Origin of the sequence: Methylobacterium sp. PvP105, from assembly GCF_017876975.1 — a bacterium.
GTDB classification, from domain to species: domain Bacteria; phylum Pseudomonadota; class Alphaproteobacteria; order Rhizobiales; family Beijerinckiaceae; genus Methylobacterium; species Methylobacterium radiotolerans.
Genome location: NZ_JAGIPA010000001.1, coordinates 2,297,306 through 2,320,674, shown reverse-complemented (window position 1 = coordinate 2,320,674; position 23,369 = coordinate 2,297,306). Strand labels below are relative to the sequence as shown.

Annotated in this window: 20 protein-coding genes and 1 pseudogene; 13 read left to right on the top strand and 8 right to left on the bottom strand. The window is 75.0% G+C overall.

Annotation, left to right across the window (positions count from 1 at the left end; translation table 11 throughout):
- Positions 1–19: 19 nt before the first annotated feature.
- Positions 20–781, bottom strand: a complete 762-nt coding sequence (locus J3A75_RS11125) for a sigma-70 family RNA polymerase sigma factor (protein WP_012318349.1) — start codon at positions 779–781, stop codon at positions 20–22.
- 106 nt (positions 782–887) lie between these two features.
- Positions 888–1,892 (bottom strand): SDR family oxidoreductase, encoded by a 1,005-nt coding sequence (locus J3A75_RS11120; RefSeq protein ID WP_209650178.1) that lies wholly within the window; start codon positions 1,890–1,892, stop codon positions 888–890.
- 185 nt (positions 1,893–2,077) lie between these two features.
- Here J3A75_RS11120 and J3A75_RS11115 point away from each other — a divergent pair, with 185 nt between their 5' ends.
- The 6 genes from J3A75_RS11115 (at position 2,078) to J3A75_RS11090 (ending at position 8,506) form a co-directional block, all read left to right on the top strand.
- Positions 2,078–3,298 (top strand): YihY/virulence factor BrkB family protein, encoded by a 1,221-nt coding sequence (locus tag J3A75_RS11115; RefSeq protein ID WP_024830589.1) that lies wholly within the window; start codon positions 2,078–2,080, stop codon positions 3,296–3,298.
- A gap of 371 nt (positions 3,299–3,669) precedes the next feature.
- Complete coding sequence (locus J3A75_RS11110) at positions 3,670–4,380, top strand: Crp/Fnr family transcriptional regulator (protein ID WP_012318346.1); 711 nt, start codon at positions 3,670–3,672, stop codon at positions 4,378–4,380.
- Between the two features lie 113 nt (positions 4,381–4,493).
- Positions 4,494–5,846, top strand: a complete 1,353-nt coding sequence (locus tag J3A75_RS11105) for a LarC family nickel insertion protein (RefSeq protein WP_024830590.1) — start codon at positions 4,494–4,496, stop codon at positions 5,844–5,846.
- Positions 5,843–6,664, top strand: a complete 822-nt coding sequence (locus J3A75_RS11100; RefSeq protein ID WP_029361252.1) for a potassium ABC transporter ATPase — start codon at positions 5,843–5,845, stop codon at positions 6,662–6,664. The genes J3A75_RS11105 and J3A75_RS11100 overlap by 4 nt, the downstream gene beginning before the upstream one ends.
- Positions 6,661–7,341, top strand: coding sequence for a nickel pincer cofactor biosynthesis protein LarB (gene larB / locus J3A75_RS11095; protein ID WP_209650177.1), 681 nt, complete (start codon positions 6,661–6,663; stop codon positions 7,339–7,341). The genes J3A75_RS11100 and larB overlap by 4 nt, the downstream gene beginning before the upstream one ends.
- 55 nt (positions 7,342–7,396) lie before the next feature.
- Positions 7,397–8,506: an aldo/keto reductase gene (locus J3A75_RS11090; protein WP_029361251.1), complete on the top strand. Its 1,110-nt coding sequence runs from the start codon at positions 7,397–7,399 to the stop codon at positions 8,504–8,506.
- Between the two features lie 85 nt (positions 8,507–8,591).
- On the opposite strand, the gene J3A75_RS11085 is transcribed toward J3A75_RS11090, so the two are convergent.
- Positions 8,592–10,868 carry a xanthine dehydrogenase family protein molybdopterin-binding subunit gene (locus J3A75_RS11085; RefSeq protein ID WP_209650176.1) on the bottom strand — a complete coding sequence of 759 codons (2,277 nt, stop codon included), beginning with the start codon at positions 10,866–10,868 and terminating at the stop codon, positions 8,592–8,594.
- A 241-nt stretch (positions 10,869–11,109) separates the two neighbouring features.
- Positions 11,110–11,679: a PepSY domain-containing protein gene (locus J3A75_RS11080; protein ID WP_012318340.1), complete on the bottom strand. Its 570-nt coding sequence runs from the start codon at positions 11,677–11,679 to the stop codon at positions 11,110–11,112.
- 192 nt (positions 11,680–11,871) lie between these two features.
- Here J3A75_RS11080 and J3A75_RS11075 point away from each other — a divergent pair, with 192 nt between their 5' ends.
- Complete coding sequence (locus tag J3A75_RS11075; protein ID WP_012318339.1) at positions 11,872–12,120, top strand: hypothetical protein; 249 nt, start codon at positions 11,872–11,874, stop codon at positions 12,118–12,120.
- Between the two features lie 4 nt (positions 12,121–12,124).
- Here J3A75_RS11075 and J3A75_RS11070 read toward each other — a convergent pair whose 3' ends face one another.
- Positions 12,125–12,901 (bottom strand): 3-hydroxyacyl-CoA dehydrogenase, encoded by a 777-nt coding sequence (locus tag J3A75_RS11070; protein ID WP_012318338.1) that lies wholly within the window; start codon positions 12,899–12,901, stop codon positions 12,125–12,127.
- Positions 12,902–13,213: 312 nt separating this feature from the next.
- Between J3A75_RS11070 and J3A75_RS11065 the strand changes: the two genes are divergently transcribed.
- Complete coding sequence (locus J3A75_RS11065) at positions 13,214–13,972, top strand: SGNH/GDSL hydrolase family protein (RefSeq protein WP_058621181.1); 759 nt, start codon at positions 13,214–13,216, stop codon at positions 13,970–13,972.
- Positions 13,969–14,283, top strand: coding sequence for a hypothetical protein (locus J3A75_RS11060; RefSeq protein ID WP_209650175.1), 315 nt, complete (start codon positions 13,969–13,971; stop codon positions 14,281–14,283). Before J3A75_RS11065 ends, J3A75_RS11060 begins: the two co-directional genes overlap by 4 nt.
- Positions 14,284–14,294: 11 nt before the next feature.
- Here J3A75_RS11060 and J3A75_RS11055 read toward each other — a convergent pair whose 3' ends face one another.
- The gene (locus J3A75_RS11055) at positions 14,295–15,068 is read right to left on the bottom strand and encodes a GNAT family N-acetyltransferase (RefSeq protein ID WP_209650174.1); all 774 of its coding nucleotides are present in this window, start codon (positions 15,066–15,068) and stop codon (positions 14,295–14,297) included.
- A gap of 1 nt (position 15,069) precedes the next feature.
- Positions 15,070–18,069 carry an amino acid adenylation domain-containing protein gene (locus J3A75_RS11050; protein ID WP_209650173.1) on the bottom strand — a complete coding sequence of 1,000 codons (3,000 nt, stop codon included), beginning with the start codon at positions 18,067–18,069 and terminating at the stop codon, positions 15,070–15,072.
- 161 nt (positions 18,070–18,230) lie between these two features.
- Here J3A75_RS11050 and J3A75_RS11045 point away from each other — a divergent pair, with 161 nt between their 5' ends.
- The 3 genes from J3A75_RS11045 to J3A75_RS36480 are packed head-to-tail and all read left to right on the top strand — an operon-like array spanning position 18,231 to position 22,069.
- Positions 18,231–19,298, top strand: a complete 1,068-nt coding sequence (locus J3A75_RS11045) for a GNAT family N-acetyltransferase (RefSeq protein ID WP_209650172.1) — start codon at positions 18,231–18,233, stop codon at positions 19,296–19,298.
- 30 nt (positions 19,299–19,328) lie between these two features.
- The gene (locus J3A75_RS11040) at positions 19,329–20,660 is read left to right on the top strand and encodes a lysine N(6)-hydroxylase/L-ornithine N(5)-oxygenase family protein (RefSeq protein ID WP_245364335.1); all 1,332 of its coding nucleotides are present in this window, start codon (positions 19,329–19,331) and stop codon (positions 20,658–20,660) included.
- Positions 20,657–22,069, top strand: a complete 1,413-nt coding sequence (locus J3A75_RS36480; protein ID WP_012318331.1) for an MATE family efflux transporter — start codon at positions 20,657–20,659, stop codon at positions 22,067–22,069. The genes J3A75_RS11040 and J3A75_RS36480 overlap by 4 nt, the downstream gene beginning before the upstream one ends.
- A gap of 24 nt (positions 22,070–22,093) precedes the next feature.
- On the opposite strand, the pseudogene J3A75_RS37360 reads toward J3A75_RS36480, so the two are convergent.
- A pseudogene (locus J3A75_RS37360) lies at positions 22,094–22,582 on the bottom strand (sigma-70 family RNA polymerase sigma factor); the annotation flags it as partial.
- A 357-nt stretch (positions 22,583–22,939) separates the two neighbouring features.
- Here J3A75_RS37360 and J3A75_RS11030 point away from each other — a divergent pair.
- Positions 22,940–23,335, top strand: a complete 396-nt coding sequence (locus tag J3A75_RS11030) for a DUF3307 domain-containing protein (RefSeq protein WP_012318330.1) — start codon at positions 22,940–22,942, stop codon at positions 23,333–23,335.
- Positions 23,336–23,369 lie beyond the last annotated feature (34 nt).

The window sequence follows — 23,369 nt, the reverse complement described above, 5'->3', positions numbered from 1 at the left end:
ATCGTGACAATCGTCGCGATCAGGCCGAAGTGCCGGTCACCGACAGCATGACCCCGTCACTGCCGATCTCGTCGCCGCCGTAGCCGAGCATGCGCGCGAGCTGCTCGCGGGCGCGCCAGACCCGGCTCTTCACGGTGCCGATCCGGCAGTTCATGACGACGGCGGCTTCCTCGTAGCTCAGGTTCTCGATCGCCACGAGGACCAGCGCCTCGCGCATCACCGGCGCGAGGCGGTCGAGGGCCGCGCGCACGTCCTGCAGGTCGAGGTGGCCCCCCTGCTCGGGAATGCTGGTCAGCCGCTCGGCGTAGTTGCCGTCGGTGTCGGCGACCTCGCGGCCCTGCTTGCGGTGCTGGCTGTAGAAGACGTTGCGGAGGATCGTGAACAGCCACGCCTCCAGGTTGGTCCCGGGGGTGAAGCCGCCACGGCCGCGCCAGCCGCGCAGCAGGGTGTCCTGCACGAGATCGTCCGCCGCGGCCGGGTCGCGCGTCAGCGAGACCGCGAACCGGTGCAGCGCCGGCACCACCTCCAGCAGGCCCGCGCGGAAGGTCTTGTCCCGCTCGCCCTCGGCCTGCGCGAGGGCGATCTCCAGGCGCGCGAGCAGGTCGGCGAAGGGGTTCGTGGCACCGTCCGCGTCCTGGCCGATCCGGTCGTAGGTGCGGCCGAGCAGGGTGCCGAGATGGGCCCGCACGGCCTCCGGCAGGCCGAAGCGAGTCTCGTCCCCGGCCTCCTCTGCGACATCCGCGATGGGATCGAGGAGCGATGAGCCTTCGGTGTCGGGCATTCGGTCCGGTCGTCGGCGGGCGGGCCGGTCAAGCCCAGAGGACCGGTTGTGGCGTGCCCGGGCCGCCCATGCCGCAACATGGGTTAGCGCTTTGCCCGAACGGGGCTCAGCCGCGGGCGCCGAACCGCCGCGCCGCCGCGAGGCCGGCGAGGAGCGCCGCGCAGGCCCCCGCGGCGGCGAGCCCGGTGCCGAGGGCGGTGCTCAGCGTGCCGGCATCGGGGACGTGCTTGCGGGCGCGCCAGCCGCCGTCGGCGCGCGTGCCCTCCGGCGTCGGCGCGCGCAGGGCGCCGTGCGTGCGCGGCCCGGGCTCGGCCCGGTCGAGGGCCCACCGGAACCCGGCGCCCATCAGGTGCTCGGTCGGGTACGGGGCGAGCGCGTAGCCCACCTGCGCGAGGCGGGCCGGCCAGCCGACCGCGACCTCGTCGCGCGGGTGGCGCACGAGGCGGAGATAGGTCTCGGCCACGGCCTCGGGCGCGTAGTACAGGTGCCCGGGATTGAGCCGCCGGCCGCTGACATTGGCGCCGTGATCCAGGCCCGGCGTGTCGACGATGGCGGGGAACACGGCGCAGACGCGGATGTGCCGGTGCCGGGCGAGTTCCTGGCGCAGGCTCGCCGAGAAGCCGCGCAGGCCGAACTTGCTGGCCGTGTAGGCGGCGGCGAAGGGCGTCGGTGCCCAGCCGCCCATCGAGACCGTGTTGATCAGCGTCCCCCGGCCGCGGTCGAGGAAGTGGGGCAGCACCGCGTAGGCCCCGTGCACGGCGCCCAGCAGGTTCACCGCGATCGTCTGCCGGTGCAGGTCCAGGGGGGCGTCCAGCAGGGGGCCGAACACCCCTACCCCGGCGTTGTTGATCCAGACGTCGATGCCGCCGAAGGCCCGGAGCGCCGCCCGGGCCAGGGCGTCCACCGCCTCGGGCTCGGTGACGTCGGTGGGCACCGCGACGGCCTCGGCGCCCGACGCGCGCAGGTCGCGGACGATCCTGTCGAGCACGTCGGCCCGCCGCGCCGCCAGGACCACCCGCGTGCCCCGCGCCGCGAAGGCCTCGGCCGCCGCCCGGCCGATGCCGCTCGAGGCCCCGGTGATGACCACCGTCCCGCCGTTCAGGCGCGCCATGCCGGTTCTCCGCGTCGTTCGCCGTCGAGTTGCAACTGCACGGCGAACCGTTCCCCGCGCCGCGGCGTTCCCCCTCGCAGCTGCGGCCATTCGGACGCGCCGTCCCGGACGCGCCGATCCGGACGCCGCGACGCGCGGCCCCGAAGGCCCCGCCCCTGTCTGCCCGAACCCTGCCGAGGTCGCCGATGCCTGCCCCCGATCCAGCCCCCGCCAGGGCCGCCGCTCCCGAGGGAGGCGCCTCGACGGTCTGGACGCTCGCCCTCGCCACCGCGCTGATCGGCCTCGTCGCCCTCCCCCGCCGGCCGGCCCGGGGCGCGGTCGGTGCCGCGGCGGATTCCCCGGTCGATTCCTCGGCCGGTTCCTCGGCCGACCGTGCGCCCGGCCGGTCCGCCGACCGGGACGACGCGCGCCGGACGTCGCCCGCGCACGCGGGACGGGAGGCCCACGCCGTCGCCCGGGCCGAGGCCGATCGCGGGCGGCGGGCCTCGACGCCGACCGAGATCCCCGCCAAGGGCTGGAAGGACATCGCGCTGCGCGCGTATCACGACATCGGCGAGAACCGCCTGTCGCTGATCGCGGCCGGCGTCACCTTCTTCACGCTCCTGGCGATCTTCCCGGCGGTGGCGGCCCTGGTCTCCTGCTACGGCCTCGTGGCCGATGCCTCGACCATCAACGACCAGCTCGCCAGCCTCCAGGGCATCCTGCCCCAGGGCGCCCTGGAGATCGTCGGCGATCAGGTGAAGCGGCTGAACGAGCAGGGCAACACCACCCTCGGGTTCAGCCTGCTCATCAGCATCGCCCTGTCGGTCTGGAGCGCCAATGGCGGCGTGAAGCACGTCTTCGACGCCCTCAACCTCGTCTACAACGAGCGCGAGAAGCGCAACTTCCTCGTGCTCAATCTCGTCTCCCTCGCCTTCACGGCGGGGGCGCTCCTGTTCCTCCTCCTGGCGCTGGCCGCGGTGGTGGTGGTGCCGGTGGTGCTGGAATTCGTCGGGCTCGGCGCGGACGCGTGGTGGCTGGCGCTGCTGCGGTGGCCGGTCCTGCTCGTGGCGGTGCTGCTCGGCCTCGCCCTGCTCTACCGCTACGGGCCGAGCCGGGACGCGCCGCGCTGGCGCTGGGTCACGCCCGGGGGCGCCCTCGCGGCCCTGCTGTGGATCGTCGCGTCGCTGCTGTTCTCCTGGTACGTCGCCCATTTCGGCAGCTACAACAAGACCTACGGCTCGCTGGGCGCGGCGATCGGCTTCATGACCTGGATCTGGCTCTCGACCATGATTGTCCTGACCGGCGCCCAGGTGAACGCCGAGATGGAGCATCAGACCGCCGAGGACACGACCGTCGGCGCGCCGCAGCCGCTCGGCACGCGCCGGGCGCGCATGGCCGACACGGTGGGCGCCGCCGCGGAGTAGCGGGGCGTCCGGCCATCCGCGCGGGCAGGGACTTCTGGGCGCAGGGCCGCAGGGGGAGCGCGGCGCGGGGGAGAACGCCGACTTAACACAGGTTGGCGCACGTTTTTCCGCCGCAGGCACAAGCCGACCAAGAAGATCCGGACTTCAATGTACGGACGACGGTTTGGCCCCCTGCCGATAGAAATATCCGTGCCTCATTATTTCACCGATACCCTTGGCAGCGCCGTCGTGCGGGGCGCTTCGGACGCGCGCCACGTCGCCCGATCCCCCGCGGTCGCCCGCCCCGGTGCCTGCCCCGGCGCCTGCCCGGCCGGGCTCCGCCGTCCGGCCGCCGGCACGCCGGCGCCGCGGTGATCTGACCGGAGGCGGACGTGGAGAACCCGTTCGTACGGAAGATGGAGCGGCATGTCCGGCTCGCGCCGGAGGACCGCGCGGTGCTCGACGGGTTGGGGCGCCTGCATGTCCGCCACGTCGCGGCCCGGCAGGATATCGAGGGGCAGCAGAGCGACCCGTACCACACGCACCTGATCCTCGACGGCTGGGCCTGCCGGTACAAGCAGTTCCCGGACGGGCGGCGCGCGATCGTCGCGCTGCTCCTGCCGGGCGACCTGTGCGACCCGTTCGTGTTCCGCCGGGCGCGGATGGACCACGCCATCGGCGCGCTGACCCCCGTCACCGTCGCGCGGATCGCCCCGGAGCAAATCGGCGACGCGGTCCGTGGCCGGCCCGCGGTCGAGGAATGCCTGTGGCGGGAGTTGCTCGCCGCCACGGCGATCCACCGCGAGTGGATCGCCAGCGTCGGCCGTCGCTCGGCGATCGAGCGGCTGGCGCACCTGTTCTGCGAGCTCCACCTCCGTCTGACGCGCGTCGGCCTCGCGGACGGGACGACGCTGCCGATGCCGGTGACCCAGCCCGACCTCGCGGACGCCCTCGGCCAGACGAGCGTGCACATCAACCGCACCCTGAAGGAGCTGCGCACCGGCGGCCTCATCGCCCTGCGCAGCCGGCGCCTGACGATCCGCGACCTCGACGGGCTGCGGGAGCGCGGGCTGTTCGATCCCGCCTACCTGCAGCTCTCCTGAGCGGCGCGGGCGATACGCCGCGGCATCGGAGGCCGCGCGCGCCTTGCCGCGGGGCGGCCGCGGCCGATCTGAGGCGGACCTGTCATCCGCCACGGGCGCCCGCGCGACACACGATGCACATCCACCTCGACGCGCTCGGCGGCGTCGCCGGCGACATGTTCGCCGCCGCCCTGCTGGACGCCTTCCCCGAGCATCAGGCCGGCGTGTCCGCCAGCGTCCGGGCGGTCGACGCGCGCATCGCCTGCGCGGTCCGGGCCCACAATGACGGGATCCTCAGCGGTGCGCGCTTCGCCGTGTCGGCGCCCGGTGAGGTGTCCGGTGCGGTGTCCGGGCCCGCGCCGCACCGGCACGAACACCCCGCGCCCCACGAACACCCGCATCCTCACCCGCATCCCCACGATCACGGCCACGATCACGGCCAAGAGCACGGCCAAGAGCACGGCCACGAGCACGGCCACGATCGGGCCCGCGCGCACGACCACGGCCACCGGCCCTGGTCGGAGATCCGCGCCGCGCTGGAGGCGGCGGACCTCGCGCCGGCGGTGCGGGCGCACGCGCTCGGCATTTTCGGGCATCTGGCCGACGCCGAGGCGCGGGTCCACGGCATCGCCGTGGAGGCGGTGGCGTTCCACGAGGTCGGCGCCGCCGACTCGATCGCCGACATCGTGGCCGCCGCCCACCTGATCGCCGCCCTGGGGACGCGCAGCTGGAGCGTCTCGGCCCTGCCGCTGGGCTCGGGCCGGGTGCGGACCCAGCACGGTCCCCTCCCCGTCCCGGCCCCCGCCACGACGCTGCTGCTGGCGGGTTTCGCGACCCTCGACGACGGGATCCCCGGCGAGCGCGTCACCCCCACTGGGGCGGCGATCCTGCGCCATCTCTGCGGCGACGATCCCGGGCGGGGCCGCCCCCGGGGCATCCTCGGGCGCACCGGCATCGGCTTCGGCACCAAGGTCCTGCCGGGTCTGAGCAACTGCCTGCGTGCCCTCGTGCTGGAGGAGAACGCCGCTCCCGGCCCGGGCCGGCGGGATCTGGCGGTGATCGCCTTCGAGGTCGACGACCAGTCCGGCGAGGACCTCGCCACGGGCCTCGACCGGCTGCGCGCGGAGCCCGGCATCGTGGACGTCGTGCAGATGCCGGTGATCGGCAAGAAGGGCCGGATGATGGCCCGGATCCAGGTCCTGGTCCGCCCGGAGAGCCTGGAGGCGGCGATCGCGGCCTGCTTCCGGGAGACCACGACCATCGGCCTGCGTTACCACCCCGTGGAGGGCGCGGTGCTCGCGCGCGCTGCCCGCACGGTCGAGCACGACGGTCTTTCCGTCCGCGTGAAGATCGTGGCCCGGCCGGGCGGGCGCACCGCCAAGGCCGAGGCCGACGACGCCCGCGGCCGTGCGGGCCACGCCGCGCGGGCCGCCCTGCGCCGCGAGGCCGAGCGGCGCGCGCTGGAACAGGAGCAGGAGGAGCGGTGACGCGCCAGCATCTCGAATCGGTCCTCGCCGGGCTCGGGCCCGTGGCGGTGGCGGTGAGCGGCGGGGTCGACAGCCTGACGCTCGCCACCCTGGCCCACCGGCTGGCGCCGGGGGCGACGCTCTTGGTCCACGCGGTCTCGCCGGCCGTGCCCGGGGAGGCGACCGCGCGCGTCCGGGCCGAGGCCGCCCGCGAGGGCTGGGATCTGCGGGTGATCGAGGCCGGCGAGTTCGCCGACCCGGCCTACCGGGCGAACCCGGTCAACCGCTGCTTCTTCTGCAAGACCAATCTCTACGGCGCGGTCCGGCAGGTCACGGACCGGCAGATCCTGTCGGGGGCCAATCGCGACGACCTCGGCGAGTACCGCCCCGGCCTCGACGCGGCCCGGGAGCACGGGGTGCGCCATCCCTACGTGGAGGCGGGGTTCGACAAGGCGTCCGTCCGGGCGCTCGCCCGCGACCTCGGCCTCGGCGCGGTGGCGGAATTGCCGGCGGCGCCCTGCCTGTCGAGCCGGGTCGAGACCGGCATCGCGATCGAGCCGGAGACCTTGCGCTTCATCCACGCGGTCGAGCGGCTGGTCGGCGGGGCGCTCGACGCGGAGAGCGGCGCCAAGCGCGCGGTCCGCTGCCGGGTGCGCGCCGAGGGCGTGGTGGTGGAACTCGATCCCGGGAGCTTGGCGGCCCTCGGCACCCGGGATCGTGAGAAGCTCGGGGCGGGCATCCGGGACATCGCGCCGGCGCGTCTCGCCGGCCCGGTCCGGTTCGCGCCCTACCGGGTCGGCAGCGCCTTCCTGGTGCAGCAGGGGGAGGGCCGGGCGTGAGCATCGCCGAAGAATTCACCCTCGATTTCGCCCGGTCCGAGCGGATCGGCCTGGAGGAGGCGATCTTCTGCGCCGGCAAGAGCCCGGAGCAGATCGACGCGATCCTGGAGGCCGCCCGGGCGCGGGGTGCCTCGCTCCTGCTCACCCGCCTCGACCCGGAGAAGCGCGACCGGCTCGATGCGGCGGCCCGGCTCGACTACTGCCCGGTCTCGCGCACGGCGGTGTTCGGCGAGCCGCCGCGGATCACCGGTCCCGCCCGGGTCGCCGTGGTAGCGGCCGGCACCTCGGACGTGCCCGTCGCCCGCGAGGCCCTGCGGGTGCTGGCCTATGCCGGCCGGGCGGCCTCGCTCTTCGCCGATGTCGGCGTCGCCGGCCTGTGGCGGCTGACCTCGCGGATCGAGGAGATCCGGGCGCATCCGGTGGTGATCGTCGCCGCCGGCATGGACGCGGCGTTGCCCAGCGTCGTCGGCGGCCTCGTGGCGGGCGCGGTGATCGCGGTGCCGACCTCCGTGGGCTACGGCGTCGCGGCGGGCGGGCGCGCCGCCCTCGACGCCGTGCTGGCGAGCTGCGCGCCGGGCATCACGGTGGTCAACATCGACAACGGCTACGGCGCCGCCTGCGCCGCCCTGCGCCTGCTCCACGCGGCAGGACGCCTCGCCGAGGAGACCGAACGATGAGCCGGTCCGACGCATTACCTCCCCTCACCCGGACATTTGCGAACGGAGACAGCCGATGGAACGCCGCAGCTTCCTACAGGGCGCCGTGCTCGGCGCGGGCCTTGCGGGCGCCGGCAGCGCAGGAGCGGCCGTGAACGCCCCCGCGCTCCCTGGCAACCGCCCGCAGGACCCGGCCGACCTGCCCTTCGTCACCGATCCCGGCGAGCGCCGGGGCGAGATGCTCTACCGGTCGTTCGGGAAGACGTCGGAGAAGATCTCGGCGATCGGCATGGGCGGGTTCCATCTCGGCAAGAGCGCCGTGACGGACGACGAGGCGACCCGGCTGATCCATGCCGGGATCGACCGCGGCATCACCTTCATGGACAATTGCTGGGACTACAACGACGGGCGCTCCGAGCTCCGCATGGGCGCGGCCCTGGCCCAGGGCGGCTACCGCGACAAGGTCTTCCTGATGTCCAAGATGGACGGGCGGACCAAGGAGGAGGCGCTCAAGCAGATCGACCAGTCGCTCCTGCGCCTGCGCACCGACCGGATCGACCTCGTCCAGCACCACGAGATCCTGCGCTACGACGATCCCGACCGGGTCTTCGCCGAGGGGGGCGCCATGGAGGGCTTCCTGGAGGCGAAGAAGCAGGGCAAGCTGCGCTACATCGGCTTCACCGGCCACAAGGACCCGCGCATCCACCTGCAGATGCTGGAGGTGGCGGCCGAGCGCGGCTTCCACTTCGATTCCGTGCAGATGCCCGTCAACGTGATGGACGCGCATTTCCGCTCGTTCAGCCACCTCGTCCTGCCCTATCTCGTGCAGAACGGCATCGCGCCGCTCGCCATGAAGACCTTCGGCGACGGCGTGATCCTGAAGGCGGACGCGCCGATCAAGCCGCTCGAGTACCTGCACTTCTCGCTGAACCTGCCGGTCTCGGTGGTGATCACCGGCATCCAGAACCAGCGCGACCTCGACCAGGCCTTCGAGGCGGTGAAGACCTTCAAGCCGATGGACAGGGCGGCGGTGGCCGAGCTGCTGTCGCGCTCGAAGCCCTACGCGCTGGAGGGCAAGTACGAGCTGTTCAAGACGAGCGCCACCTTCGACGGCACGGCCAAGAACGCGGCGTGGCTCGGCGAGGATGTCGCGAGCGTGAAGAAGCTCGCGCCGACGATGGAGTAGGGGGCGGACGTCCGGGCCCTCGGGCGACGTCCGACCCTCCACCTCAGGACGAGGGCGCGCCGGAAGTCCGCACCCGGCCTCCCCCTCACGCCACGTCTTCCAGCCGGATCGGCAGGCTGCGGATCCGGCGGCCGGTGGCGTGGTGGACGGCGTTGGCGATGGCCGCGTTCACCCCGATGATGCCGAGCTCGCCCAGGCCCTTCAGCCCCAGCGCGTCCACCCGGTCGTCGGGATCGGGCACCAGCAGCGCCTCGACCTCCGGCGCGTCCGCCGCGGTGGGGACGAGGTACTCGGCCAGATCCGGATTGCGGTAGGCGGCGCCGTCCACCACCGTCTCCTCGAGCAGCGCCGAGCCGAGGCCCCAGATCATCCCGCCCGTGAGCTGGTTCTTCGCGGTCAGCGGGTTGAGGATCCGCCCCGCCGCGAAGGCGCCGGTGAGCCGGGCGACCCGGATCTCCCCGGTTTCGGCGTGGACGTGGACCTCCGCGAACTGCGCCCCGAAGCCCCAGGACACCACCTTCCCCGCGCCGCCCAGGCTGAGCCCGATATGGCCGCCGCGCAGGCCCTTGAGCGCCGTCTCCCGGTCGCTGCCCTCCGGCACGAAGGCCGCGACGGTCTCGACGCCCTCTGAACCGACGGCCTCCGCGAGCGGGATCCCGGTCCCCTCCGGGGCGACGAGCCGGCCACCCACGAGGCGCAGGGTGCCCGGATCCCGGCCGGCGAGGCGGCCCCCCTGCCCGGTCGCGGCCTGCGCCAGAACCTGTCGGATCTGCCCGCAGCCGAGCGCCAGCGCGCTCATGAGGCTGGTGGTCGTGCTCGACCCGCCCGAGATACCGGCCGCCGGCAGGTCCGTGTCGCCGAGCCGGACCGTCACCCGCTCCACCGGCACGCCGAGCCCGTCCGCCGCGCCCAGGGCGAGCAGCGTGGTGATGCCGTTGCCGATCTCGTGGTGCGCGCAGGCGACCTCCGCGGAGCCGTCCGGGCCGAGCCGAACCCGCATGGTCGCGGCGGCAATCTTCACCGGCCGCACCGAGGCGGCGCAGCCGAGCCCCACCCGCCAGGGTCCGTCGCGCATCGAGCCCGGGCGCGGCACCCGGCGCGACCAGCCGAAGGCCCGCGCGCCCGCCGCGAAGCAGGCCATCAGCGGCCGGGTCGAGAACGGCTTTCCCGAGACCGGATCGACCGCCGTGTCGTTGATCCGGCGCAGCGCGATCGGATCCATGCCGAGCGCGACCGCCATCTCGTCGACGGCGCTCTCCAGGGCGAACAGGAACGGCACCTCCGGGGGCGCCCGCATCGGCCCGGGCGTGTTGCGGTCGACCCGCACGGCCCGCTCCGCGGTGCGGATGTTCGGGCAGGCGTAGAGGCTCGCCGTCACCTCCGCACCCTCCATCACGAAGGGATCGAAGCGCGACGTCACGGTCTCGGCCTCGTGCACCAGGGCGGTGAAGCGGCCCGTCCGGTCGGCGCCGAGGCGGATGGTGTGGCGCGATTCCGGCCGGTAATTGGCGATGGTGAAGCACTGTCGCCGGCTCGGCACCAGGGAGACCGGCCGGCCGAGGCGCTTGGCCGCGAGCGCGACCAGCGCGGTGTGCTGCGACAGGGCGAATTTCGAGCCGAAATGGCCGCCGATCAGGCCCGCCACCACCCGCACCTGCGCGGGATCGAGCCCGAGCTGCGCCGCGAGCCCGTGCTGGACGGCGCCGACGTAGCGGGTCGGCTCGTGCACGGTGAGCCGGTCGCCGTCCCAGGCGGCCCGGGTGGTGAACAGCTCGATCGGGTTGTGGTGCTGGACCGGCGTCGCGTAGCGCGCTTCGACCCGGATGGCCGCGCCGGCCAAGCCGGCCTCGGCGTCGCCCCGGGCGATGTCCTTGTGGTGGGGTTTCAGGTCGGCGAGGCGCACGGTCTCGGCGCCGGGCGCGTCGAAGCCGCCGGCGGCGGGCTCGGCCGCGTAGGCGACCGTGACCGCGCCGGCCGCCGCCTCGGCGGCCTCCAGAGTCTCGGCGACGACCAGCGCCACGATCTGGCCGGCATAGGCGACGGCGTCGGAATCCAGCGGCCGGTGCGAGCTGTTGGCGTAGCCGCCGGCCATCAGGTGCTTCACCGGCGCCACCGCGCCCGCGAAATCCCGGTGGGTGAAGATGCGCAGGACGCCCGGCACCCGCTCGGCCGCCGCGAGGTCGAACCCGGTGATGCGGCCCCGGGCGACCGTGCTGGTCACCAGGGCCGCGTGGGCCGTGCCGGATTCCGGCCCCGTGAGGTCGGAGCTGTAGCGGGCCCGGCCGGTGACCTTGTCGGGGCCCTCGACCCGGACGTGGGACTGGCCGAGACGGCCGTCGGTTTCCCCTGCGCGCGCGTCCATGCCGCCCTCCCCGTTCGCGGCCGCTCGGGCCCATCGCAAAGGAAGGAAGCGCCGCGAGGGCGTTCCGGCTCCCTGGGTGGCGGGGCGACAGGATGCAGCGGCCGGACCGAACCGGCCGTCCTCGCGAGCGGAGCGAAGCGACCGAGGGCAGCGCGCCCTGGATCAGCGGGGCGCCGCCTGGACGGCTTCGCGCCGCTCGCGAGGACGGGGCTGCGACGGGCTTCCGCCGCAGCCCGGGATCTCAGTTCAGGACCTTGCCGTCCGGTCCGACCTTGACCTCCTGCTCCTTGTCGGCGCCGGCGACCTTGATCTCGTACTGGACCGTGGAGCCGTCCTTCTCGACCTCGGCCTCGTAGGCCTTGCCGCCGCCGGCCTTCTGCTCGGCGATGGCGAGTGCGTCCTTCAGGGAGGTCTTCGCGTTCTGGAAGTCGGAGGCCTTCAGCCGGGTGAAGTAGCGCTCGATCGGCTGGTTCTCGGTCTTGTAGAGGGCGCCGGTGTCGGCGTTGATGCCGTACTCGACGAGCTTGCCGCTCGGGTACACGACCTTGATCGCGTAGTGGGCCGGATCCTTGCTGTCGGCCTTCTCGAAATCGGCGTCGATGGCGCGGCCGCCCTTCTCGTCGCCCTGCGACTCGGCGGTGGCGAGGGCCTGGGCGAGGCCGACCTTGGCGACCTTGGCGACCTGCCACTCCTTCATGTTGCTGTCCGCCTTCGTGGCGGGCTCGGCCGGCGTCGCGGTGGGCGTCTGGGCCAGGGCGAGGCCGGTGGAGAGGGCCAGGAGGCCGGCTGCGGCGGTGAGACGGGTGATCATGGCGGGGTGTCCCTTCGCGGGTTCGTTCAAGGATGCGTGAAACGTCGGGTCCGGAAACTCGGTTGCCCGCGATCGGGAAAAAATTCGGCTCCCGCCTCCCCGGCGAGACGGAGGGCCGGCGCCCCTGTATGACACGCGGACGTTCCGGCGCGCCGCTCGGCGACGGCGGACATTTCTCCGATGGAGCCGGTCATGACCGCGCACGAGCCCGAGCCGCTGGACGAGTTCACCCGCCTGCACGCCAAGCTGTCCGCCCTGGAGATCGTGCTCGGCGTCCTGATCGGGCGGCTCTCCGAGGAGAACCCGGAGATCCGCGAGGACGTGAAGCGCGACGTGGCGGCGATCCTGTCGGACATGCCGATCGACGGCTCGAGCGAGGAGATGATCGCCGCCGAGGTCCGCCGCGCCGCCGAGGTGCTGACCAGCGTGTCGATCGGCTGAGCCGTCAGCGCGGCGGCATCCGCAGCGCCCCGTCGAGCCGGATGGTCTCGCCGTTCAGCATCGGGTTCTCGCAGATGTGGCGGACGAGGTCGGCGTATTCCGACGGGCGGCCGAGGCGCGGCGGGAACGGCACGCTCTGGCCGAGCGTGTCCTGCACGTCCTGGGGCAGGCCCGCCATCATCGGCGTCTCGAAGATGCCCGGCGCGATGGTGACCACCCGGATGCCGTGCCGGGCGAGTTCCCGGGCGATCGGCAGGGTCATGGACACCACCCCGCCCTTCGAGGCCGCGTAGGCGGCCTGCCCGATCTGGCCGTCGAAGGCCGCGATCGAGGCGGTGTTCACGATCACGCCCCGGGCGCCCGCCCCGTCCGGCGCCTCCCGGGCGATGGCGTCGGCGGCCAGCCGGATCATGTTGAACGTGCCGACGAGGTTGACCGAGACCGCCCGCGCGAAGGTCTCGAGCCGGTGCGGCGCGTCGCGGCCGACCACCTTCTCCCCCGGCGCGATGCCGGCGCAGTTCACGAGCCCGTGGAGGTGCCCGAACGCGTCCAGCGCCGTCCGCACCGCCGCCGCGCCGTCCGCCTCGCGGGTGACGTCCGTCTCGACGAAGCGGGCCCGCGCCCCGAGATCCGCCGCCACCCGGGCGCCGGCCTCCCGGGCGATGTCGGCCACGACCACCCGGGCCCCCGCCGCCGCGAGGCCCCGCGCCGCCGCCTCCCCGAGGCCCGAGCCCGCGCCCGTGACGACGAAGACCCGGTCCCTGATCATCTCGCTGGCCATCGTGACTCCCCGACGCTCCCGGGCGGCCGACGGCGCCCCGCGATCCCCGAGGTAGCGCGGCGGCGCGGCCGCCGGAAGGCGTCCGGCCCGCCACCCGGGCCCGACCGGACCCGTGTGGCGATTGACGTGTGATTTTTTCCCACATATAGATTGCGGCGGCGGTCCAATGTATCGGACCGTCTCTTCAAGTGTTTCCGGCGCTCCATCGCGCAGTGGCAAGTCGTGCGGCCGCGCGCGATCAGTCGACGCCCGTTGCCCTCCGCTCCCGGCCGTCCGGGAGCGGCCGATTCCCCACGCCTGATCAGGACCGCCATGGGCGCCCACTGGATCGAGACCGCGGCCCGGCATTGGCGGCACGGGCGGATCGTCGGGCGTCGCTTCGCCGAGCGGCGTCCCGGCATCCGCGCGGCGCTTCGGGCGGCCGCGCCCGACAGCGTGCTGCTCGCCGGCAATTCCCACGCGGAGTTCGTCGGCGCGCCGGATCTCGGCGGCCGGCCCTGCATCAACATCGCGGTCGGCGGCAGCACCGCGGCCGATTGCGGCCGTCATCTCGCGGCGCTGCGCGTCCCGGTCCGCTGCGCGGCCGCGGTGCTGATCATCGGCACCAACGATATCCAGCGCTGGCGGCATCCCGAGCGGGCCCGGGTGGCCGACCGGTTCGAGGCCGATGTCGGGGGCATCCTGCGCCGCCTGGAGCCCTGGGCCGCGCGGGTCTTCGTCGCCGCGATCCCGCCGATCGGTGCCGGGGCGGCCGGCCGGGATCCCGCCGCCGTCGCGGTCTTCACGGCTCGCCTGGCCGCGCTCTGCGCCGCGGGGGGGTACGCCTTCATCGACCCGTTCGCGCCGTGGCGATCCGGCGCCGGCGGCCTCGCCGGACCGGGCCTCCACCGGGACGGCGTGCACTTGGCCGATTACGCGCCCCTGGCCGCGGCGCTCGCCCGCGCGGTGGCGGTCGATATCGGAACGATCGACGCGCGGGCGAGCGCCGCGGTCCCGCCCGCGCCCGTCCGCAGGCCCGCCCCGGCCGCGCCCCTCCGGGTCCTGCGCGCGGCGTGGATCGGACGACCGTGAGGATCCGCGCGCGCCTCACAGCCCTGCGGCCGCCCGCGCGCGGCGCCGGGAAGCCCCTTCCCCTGCGGGTCTGGCCCGCCGACGAGTCGGTCTGGCTCGACGAGAACGGCGTCCGCCACGCGCGGGCGGCGCGGCGCGCCCTCGCGGCGCTGGCCGTCCTCGGATCCCGCGGCCGGTACGGGGCCCGGATCGCCGGCCGGGGCAAGGTCGTGACCGGTCCGGCCAGCGCGCTCGTCCTGCGCGACGCGGAGGCGGAGATCGGGTTCGTCCTCAGCGTCACGCCATACGGGTACGGCGCGGAGCCGTTCTGAGCGGGGTCCGGTCAGGGCGAGGTCGTGCACAGCAGGGTCGGCGCGCAGGCCGTCCGGAAGCCCACCCGGGCGTAGAGCGCCTCGATCCTGCCGCCGGCCGGGCACTGCAGGAAGACCTGGGCGGCCCCGCGCGCCCGCGCCTCGCGCAGGGCTGCGACCGTCACGGCGGTGCCGAGGCCGCGGCGCTGCCGGTCGGCCCGCGTGCTGACATTGTACAGCCCGGCGGTCTCGCCGCGCAGGTAGAGGCTGGCGCAGGCCGCCGGCCCGGCGGCGTCGCGCAGGACGAGGTGCAGCGCCGCGAGGCCGGGCCGGCCCCGGGCCGCGCGCAGCGCCGGGATGTAGTAGCGGCGCAGATGGGTCCGCACGGCCGGCGCGTCGGACAGGTGGGCGAAGACCCCCTCGAAATCCGGGCCCGGCGCGGGCGTCGCCTGCACGGTGACGGCGCTGCCGGCCGGGGCCGGCGCCGGGAGCCCCCGCGCCACCATCCAGCTCGCCGGGTAGAGGATCGCGGGCTCGAACAGGGCGCGCAGCAGCGCGATCTCCCCGTCGTCCCGGGCCAGGAAGGCCGGCGCCCGGGCGCGTCCGAGGGCCGCCGCGCCCGCCCAGGCGAACTGGTCGGGACGGCGGACCCCGAAGGCGAAGTTCAGGGTCGGGTCCGGGATGCTGCGCGACCAGACGTAGCCGGCCCCGCCGGGGCCGTGCTCGAGGCCGTCGATCAGGGAGCCGGTGAGCGCCGCCACATGGGCGTCGCGCAGGGCGTCGAAGGTCGGTTCGCGCTCCTGCATGTCAGGCGGCCGTCCAGGCGGGGGCCCGCGCGGGGGACAGCGCGGGGGACAGCGCGGGTGCCTCGGCGGCCGGCGCCGTCAGCGCGGCGATCCGGTCGTGGAGGTGCGGGGACAGGACGATGTCGAGGTGATCCGTGTCGGGGACGGTCTCCACCCCGAGGAGCCGGTCGGTGAGCGGCGCCCAGTCGATTACCGGCAGGCCGCGGGCCCGCGAATCCGCCGCCGCGAAGCTGCGGATCGGCACCGTGCCGGGCTCCAGGCGGAGGGCCCGGAACTGGATCGCGTGGTCGACGAGCGTCCAGAGCATCCGCTCCCGGCTGCCGACCTCGGGACCGTCGGCCGGCAGGGGCTGCGGCTCGGCGGCGAGGAAGCGCAGGAACTGCACCGTGGCCTCCGGGTCCATGCGGGCGCGCAGGGCCTCCCAGTGCGCGCGCATCGGCGCGCGCGCGAGCCAGGCCTCGACCAGGGCCTCGTGCGCCGCCCGCTCCGCGGGCTCGATCGGCCGGCCGGCGCCCGGGGCGAAGTTGGCCTCCAAGGCGCAGGCGTCGAGCATGCCGACCCAGTCCAGGGGACAGTCCGGGCCGAGCCGCCGGGCGGTCTCGTAGGCGAGCACCCCGCCCCAGGACCAGCCGAGGAAGACGCAGGACCCCGCGCGGCCGCGCATGAGGTCGCGCACCCGCTCGGCATAGGCGTCCGCGAGCTCGGCCACGGCCGGCAGGGGCCGGACCGCCTCCACCAGGGAGGCGCAGAGGAAGCCGTGCGCCTCCTGCTCGGGGCCGAGATGGGCCACCAGGGGCTCGTATTCCCGGGTGCTGACGAGCAGCCCCGGGAACAGCACCAGCAGCGGCCGACCGCTCTCCGGCCGGCCGGCGGACAGCCGGACCAGGGGCGCGAGGCCCTCCGCGTCGGCGGCCTCCGATCCGGCGTCGATCCGCGCCGCCAGCTCCGCGATGGTCGGATCGCGCAGGAGATCCGCCACGCCGATCCCGCCCCGCGGGGCGATGAGGCGCAGGCGCGCCACCAGCCGCAGGGCCGACAGGGAATCGCCGCCGAGCTCGAAGAAGCGCCGGTTCGCCACCCGGACCGGGAAGCCCAGGCACTCGGACCAGATCCCGGCGAGGCGCCGCTCCGTGGCGGTCCCGGGCGGGCGCCCGCGCCGGTCGTCGGCGGCGGGATCCGGCAGGGCGTTGCGGTCGACCTTGCCGTTGGCGGTGACCGGCAGCCGGTCGAGGATCGTCAGGCTCGCCGGCACCATCGGCTCCGGGAGGGTGCGGGCGAGGCCGGCACGCAGGCGTCCGGGCTCCGGTCGGCGTCCGCGTGACGGCACGACGTAGCCCGCGAGATAGGCGCCGGCCGGGCCCTCCCGGCGCAGGATCGCGGCCTCCGCGACCCCCGGCAGGGCGCGCAGGGCCGCCTCGACCTCGCCGATCTCGATCCGGTGGCCGCGGATCTTGACCTGATCGTCCGCCCGCCCCGCGAAGGCGAGGGTTCCATCGGGCCGCCGCCGGACCCGGTCGCCGGTGCGGTACATCCGGCCGCCGCCCGCGGCGAACGGGTCGGGCAGGAAGCGCTCGGCGGTGAGCGCCGGGCGCTCCCAGTAGCCCCGGGCGAGGCCGCCGCCGATGTAGAGCTCGCCCGTCTCGCCGTCCGCGACCGGCTCGAGGTCGGGCCCGAGCACGTAGGCCGCCCGCGCCCCGACCGGACCGCCGATCGGCGCGTAGGGCTCGGCGAAGGTCGCGTCCGGCGGCACCGCCCAGACGAGGGGCGAGATCACGCACTCGGTCGGGCCGTAGCCGTTGATCAGCAGCCGGGGCTTCAGGGCGCGGCCGAGCCGCGCGAAGGTCTCCCGGGGCATCCCCTCGCCGCCGAAGGAGTAGACCTGGACCGGGGGCGCCTCGCCCAGGCGCTCGGCCCATTCGGCGAGCTGGCCGATGAAGCTCGTGGGGAAGCCGGCATGGGTCACCCGGTGGCGGCGGATCTGCGCCAGGGTCTCGGCGGCGGTCCAGAGCTCGGGCCCGCGCAGCACGATGCAGCCGCCGGCGACGAGCGGCGTCATCCAGCGCTCGTGGGCGCCGTCGAACGCGAAGGACAGGACGTGGAGTTCGCGCGACTCCGCGTCCATCGCGTAGGCCTCGGCCGTGGTGCGGCAGTGCATGGCCAGCGGCCCGTGCTCCACGAGCACGCCCTTCGGCGTCCCGGTCGAGCCCGACGTGTAGATCAGGTAGGCGGCATCCCCCGGCTCCGGCAGGGCGGGACGGGGGCCGTCCGCGGCGGCCTCCAGCGCGGCGACCTCCAGCGCGGCGGGATCGAGCCGGGCGACGCCCGCCGGCAGTTCCAGGCGCGCGGCGATCGCGGCGGTGGTGAGACACTGCGCGATGCCGGCATCCGCCAGCATCGCGCGGACGCGGGCGGCCGGGTAGGCCGGGTCGACGGGCAGGAAGGCCGCGCCGGCCCGCAGCACCCCGAGCAGCGCCACGATGGTTTCCGGCGCGCGCTCCAGCGCCACCGCGACCCGGTGGCCGCGCCCGATCCCGCGCGCCGCGAGCCCGGCCGCGAGGGCGCCGGCCCGGGTGTCGAGTTCGCCCCGGGTCAGCGTCCGGGTCCCGAACAGCACCGCCGGCCGTTCGGGCTCGGCGGCGGCGAGGCGGGCGAGCCGGGCCGGGACGCTCTCGCGGTCGGCGTCGGGGGCGAGCGCCGAGGCGGGGGTGGCTTCGGGGGCGGCTTCGGGGGCGGCTTCGGTCGCCCGCGCCGGATCCGCGATCCAGTCCCGGGCCGCCGCGATCCCGCAGGGGCCGTACGCCCGGGTCCAGCCGGCGGGCAGCGCCCGGCCCGCCGGCCAGAAGGCGCCGTGCCCGGCCCGGTCGAAGGCCACCACCACCGGCTCGAAGGTCCAGTCCGCGGCCGGTTCCGCGGCCGTGCCCGCGATGGTGCCCACCATCGCGCCCGCAACAGCGCCCGCGCCCGCCTCTGCGCTCGCCTCCTGGCCGGCCTGCTGGTCCATCCGCTCGCTCCTGCGCCGCTCCGGGCTTCGACGGAGTGACGGTTGAGGCGGGGGGCCGTTCACGGCCGCGCCTCGGGGCCGCCGGGACGCGACCGCGCGAAACGTCTGAACGCCGGGCGGCCCCATCCGTCAGGGAGGTGCCGACGACGTGCGGAGGACGGATGACGGACGCTTCGAGCCCAGCGATGCGCGACCCGGGGGCGCACCCCGCGAGCATCCACGATGAGGGGGCGCCGGTGAGCGCGCCGGTGAGCGCGCCGGCGACCGTGCCGGTGCCCCTCACCCTGGACGGGACCCGGGAGGCGCCGGTCATCCGCCTCGCCGAGCCGGCCGCGCCGGCCGCGGCCGCGGAGGCGATCCTGGCGCGCGCCGAGGCTCTGACCGCCCAGGACAAGCAGGTCCTGCGCATCGTCGTCGCGGCCGATCCGGCGACGTCCGGACGGCTGCTCGACCTCGGCGCGGCCCGGCCCGTCGGCGACGGGGTCGAGATCCTGCCGGGTCTCCTCTGGCAATGCGCCGCCCGCTGGCTCCCGAAGGCCCGTCCGCCCTTCCCCGAGCTGTTCACCGCCACGGCCGGCCGCCGCCACCCGCTGCGGCCCGGGACGCCCTCCGGCACGGTCTACGCGCGGACGATCCCCTGGCTCGACCGGCGCCTGAGCTTCCGCACGATGACGGAGCCCGGCGACGTCGCCCTGTTCTCGGCCTGGATGAACGATCCCCGGGTCGCCGCGGTCTGGCAGGAGACCGGCACCCTGGAGGCGCACGCCGCCTACATCGCCGGGCTCCAGGCCGACCCCGCCACCCTGCCGCTGTTCGGCTGCCTCGACGGCAGGCCCTTCGGCTATTTCGAGCTGTACTGGGCGCGGGAGAGCCGGCTCGGGCCGCTCTACGAATCCGGCCCCTACGACCGCGGCTGGCACGTGGCGATCGGCGACGCGTCCGTGCGCGGGCGGCCCGCCCTCTCGGCCTGGCTGCCGTCGCTGATGCACTACCTGTTCCTCGACGAGCCGCGCACGCAGCGCGTCGTGGGCGAGCCGCGGGCCGATCACGCCCAGCAGATCCGGAACCTCCACGCCTCCGGCTTCGCGACGATCGCCACCGTCGACTTCCCCCACAAGCGCGCGGCCCTGGTCGCCCTGTCGCGCGAGCACTTCGTCCGTGACCGGCTCTGGGTGCCGGGCGCGGCCGCCGCCGACGCGGCGCCGCGGCCCCCCGCCGTGCCGGCCTAGACCGCCCTTCGAGCGAGCGAGATGCGAGCGATGACGGATCACCCCGCGACCGACGACATCATCGGGATCGGCTTCGGCCCGGCCAACCTGTCGCTGGCCATCGCCCTCCGGGACGCGATGGGCGACGGGCCGCCGCGACCGTCCCTGCGGTTCATCGAGCGGCAGGAGCGGTTCGGCTGGCACCGGGCGATGATGCTGCCCGGCGCCGACATGCAGATCAGCTTCGTGAAGGACCTCGTGTCCCTGCGCGACCCGACCAGCCCGTTCAGCTTCCTCAACTACCTGCACGTGAAGGGGCGGCTCAGCACCTTCCTCAACCTCAAGACGTTCAATCCGTCGCGGGTCGAGTACAACGACTACCTCGCCTGGGCGGCGGACCAGTTCTCGGACGTGGTCGCGTACGGCGAGATCGTGGACTCCGTGCGGCCCGAGACCCGCGACGGCCGGCTCGCCGCCTTCGTGGTGGAGGCCCGGGACGGGGCCGGGTCGCGCCGCCTGCGCCGCTGCCGTCACCTCGTCGTCGCGGCGGGCGGCGACCCGGCGATCCCCGCCCCCTTCGCGGCCCACGCGCGGGACCGGCGGCTGATCCACTCCTCCTGGTACCTGCCGGGGATCGCGCAGGCCCTCGGGGCGCCGCGCCTGGATGGGCCGGAGCCCCGCATCCTGGTGGTGGGCGGCGGCCAGAGCGCCGTGGAGATCGTCACCGATCTCGGCGCGCGCTACCCGCGGGCGCTCGTCGATCTCGCGATCCGCGGGCCCGCCCTGAAGCCCGCCGACGACAGCCCCTTCGTGAACGAGATCTTCGACCCGGCCTCCGTCGATCGGATCCACGGCGCCGCGGCGCCGGTGCGGGCGGAACTGATCGCCGCCCACCGCGCCACCAACTACGCGGTGGTCGATGCCGACCTGATCCAGGACTTCTACGCCACGCTCTACGAGCAGACGGTGAGCGGGGTGACCCGCTACCGGCTGCGGCGCAGCACCCGGGTGGAGGCGCTGGAGCCGGCAGCGGACGGCCTGCGCGCGACCCTGCGCGACGACGTCAACGGCACCACGGAGCGGCAGAGCTACGCGGCCGTGATCTGCGCGACCGGCTACCAGCGCGCCGCCCTGCCGGCGATCCTCGAGCCCGTGCGGCCGTTCCTCGCCGGCGACACCGCGGACCGGCATTACCGCCTGCCGCTGGAGCGCGCCGAGCCCCGGGTGAGCCTGCATCTCCAGGGCTTCAGCGAGCCGACCCACGGGCTGACCGAGACGCTGCTGTCGATCCTGCCCGTGCGGGCCGGCGCCATCGCGCAGACCATCCTCGCCGAGGAGCGGGCCGCCCGCGCGGCGATCCGCTCGGCCGCCTCGATCCCGTGAGGCGGCCGGTCGACCTCGACCAGGACCGGGTCGTCGGCCTGGTCCTCCGGCTGTCCGGGCCGGCGATCCTCGGCATCTCGGCGCACGCGCTGCAGATGCTGGTCAACGCGTGGTTCGTGGCCGATCTCGGCGCCGCCGCGATCGCCACCATCGCCCTGGCGTACCCGGTGACGCTGCTGGTCGCGGCGCTCGGCTACGGGGCCGGGATCGCGGCGGCCTCGCAGGTCTCCCGCGCCCTCGGGTCGGGGGACCGCGACCGGGCCGCGGCCGCCGCCGGCCTGGGCTTCTGGCTGAGCCTGCCGGCGGGGCTCGCCGTGACGGCCGCGATCGTGGCCGACACGCCGTTCTGGCTCCGCCTCCTCGGCGCCGATGCCGCCCTCGCCGCGGAGGCCGCGCCCTACACGGCGCTCGCCACGGTCGGCACGGCCCTGATGCTGGTGATGATCGTCGGCGGCTTCGTCGTGCGCGGCCAGGGCCACGCGCGCCTCAGCGGCGCCGTCATGGTCGGCAGCTTCGGCCTCAACATCCTGCTCGACGCGGTGCTGATCCGGGTCTGCGGCCTCGGCACCGTCGGCGCCGGCTGGGCGGCGATCGGCGCGCAGCTCGCGGGCGCGGCCGCCTACGGCCTGCACTTCGCCCGGGCGCGGGGGGCGGACCGGGTGTCGCTCCGGTGGCCCGGCGGCCGGATCGGGCGCGGGGCCCTCGCCGAGGCCCTGACGCTCGCGCTGCCCGCCACCGGCTCCAGCCTGCTCGCGGCCGTCGCGATGGCGCTGTTCGTGGAGGCGGCCGCGCCCTACGGCGACGCCGCGGTCGCCGCGCAGGGCATCGCCCTGCGCCTGACCCTGGTGGCGGCGCTGCCGCTCCTCGGGACGATGGCGGGCGCCCAGGCGGTGCTCGGCCACGCCGCCGGCGCCGGCCGCCGGGACCGGCTGCACCGCGCCCTCGCCTTCGTGCTCGCCGCCGCCCTCGCCTACGGCCTCGTCGTCGGCGGCCTGATGATCGCCTGCGCCGAGCCCCTCGCGGGCCTGTTCGCGCAGGATCCCGCGACCGCCCGCGCGGGCGCGCGCGCCACCGCGCTCTTCGCCGTCGCCTTCATGCCGGTGGGCCTACAGCTCACGGCCGCGACCCTGTTCCAGGCGATCGGCGCGCCGCGCCGGGCCGCCGCCGTGTCGCTGGCGGCGCAGGGGCTGGCGCTGATCCCGCCGCTCCTGATCCTGCCGCCGCTCCTCGGCTACGCGGGGGTGCTCGCCAGCCGGGTCGCGGCCGAGTTCCTGGCCGACGGGCTCGGCCTGGCGCTGCTGCTGGCCTGGGGCCTGGACGCGCGCCGGGCAGGCGGCGCAGCGCCGGTCGAGGGCCGCGAGGCAGTGCAGGTGGCCGCGGCGCACGAGACCGCACACCAGGGCGCGTGAGACCCCGAGCCGGGCCGCGATCTCGACCTGCGGCACGCCCTCGACCCGGTGGAGCTGGAAGGCCGTGCGCACCGGCTCCGGCAGCTCGGCCACCGCGGCCTCCACCTGCCGCAGGGATTCCCGCGACGCCGCGGCCGCCTCGGGGGTCCCCGTGCCGGGATCGGCCGGGTCCGGGGCGGCGTCGAGATCGGTGAACAGGCGCCGCTCGAAGCCCTGCCGCCGGGCCCGGTCGAGGGCGAGGTTGCGCACCATCCGCCCGATATAGGCGGCCTGGATCACGGTCTCGGCCGGGGGCGGATCGGCGATCAGCCGGAGCAGCACGTCCTGGACTACGTCCTCCGCCTGGGCCGGGCAGCCGAGGATGCGGCGTGCCCGCGCGAGATAGGTGGCGCGATGGCGCTCGAACGCCGCGAGGTTCCAGGATCCGCCGGGCGGCGGCCGGCCGGGCCGGCCCGGCGGGGCCGCGGCGATCCCCTGGCCCGAGAAGCCGGCGTCGCAGTTCCAGGTCGCCACTGTCCCGCTCACGATGTCCCATCGGTACGGCTCATGCGGGTCGGACGGGTATCACGCGGCTGTTCTGTGGAACAACGTCTATCTTTGTTGATTGGAATTATTAAAACTTACCGTCCCACGAGATTCTCAAGGGAATAGATGGAATGTCTCGCCGATCGCCCCGCCGGAGGACGAAACATCGGTCTGGATCCTGAATTCTACGCCGGGACTTCCCGGAACGAGCCGGCGTGACGTGCCGGATCTCGGCCCGCGCCAGGCTCGGTCGGCGCGTGTATGCTGGCGCTTCCTCGATTCGGGGCGCGGTGTGCGCTGCCGAACCCTTCCCCGCAGGATCGCGGCAGGAGAGCCAGGGCCGCGATGCCGTCCGCCGATACGCTCGTCCCGGTGGGTGCCTTCGCGCTGCTGGTCCTGGCGTTCGCCGTGAAGCACCTCGCGGCGGACTTCTTCCTTCAGACCAACTGGATGGCGCAGGGCAAGCAGCGGTCCTCGGCCTGGCTCGGCCCCCTCTGCGCCCATACCGGCCTGCACGGCCTCGGCACGCTGGCGATCGCGCTCGCGGTGAAGCCGGCCCTGTGGTGGCTGGCGCTCGTCGATTTCGCGATCCACACGGGGATCGACCGCGGCAAGGTGCTGGTCGGCCAGCGGACCCGCCTGCCGACCACCGACGCCCGGTTCTGGTGGCTGATGGGCATCGACCAGTTCCTGCACCACGTCACCCATCTCGGGCTCGCCGTGGTGCTGGCGGCGGCCTGACGCGCGATCGGGACGGCGCGCGCCGCCGGGCGCC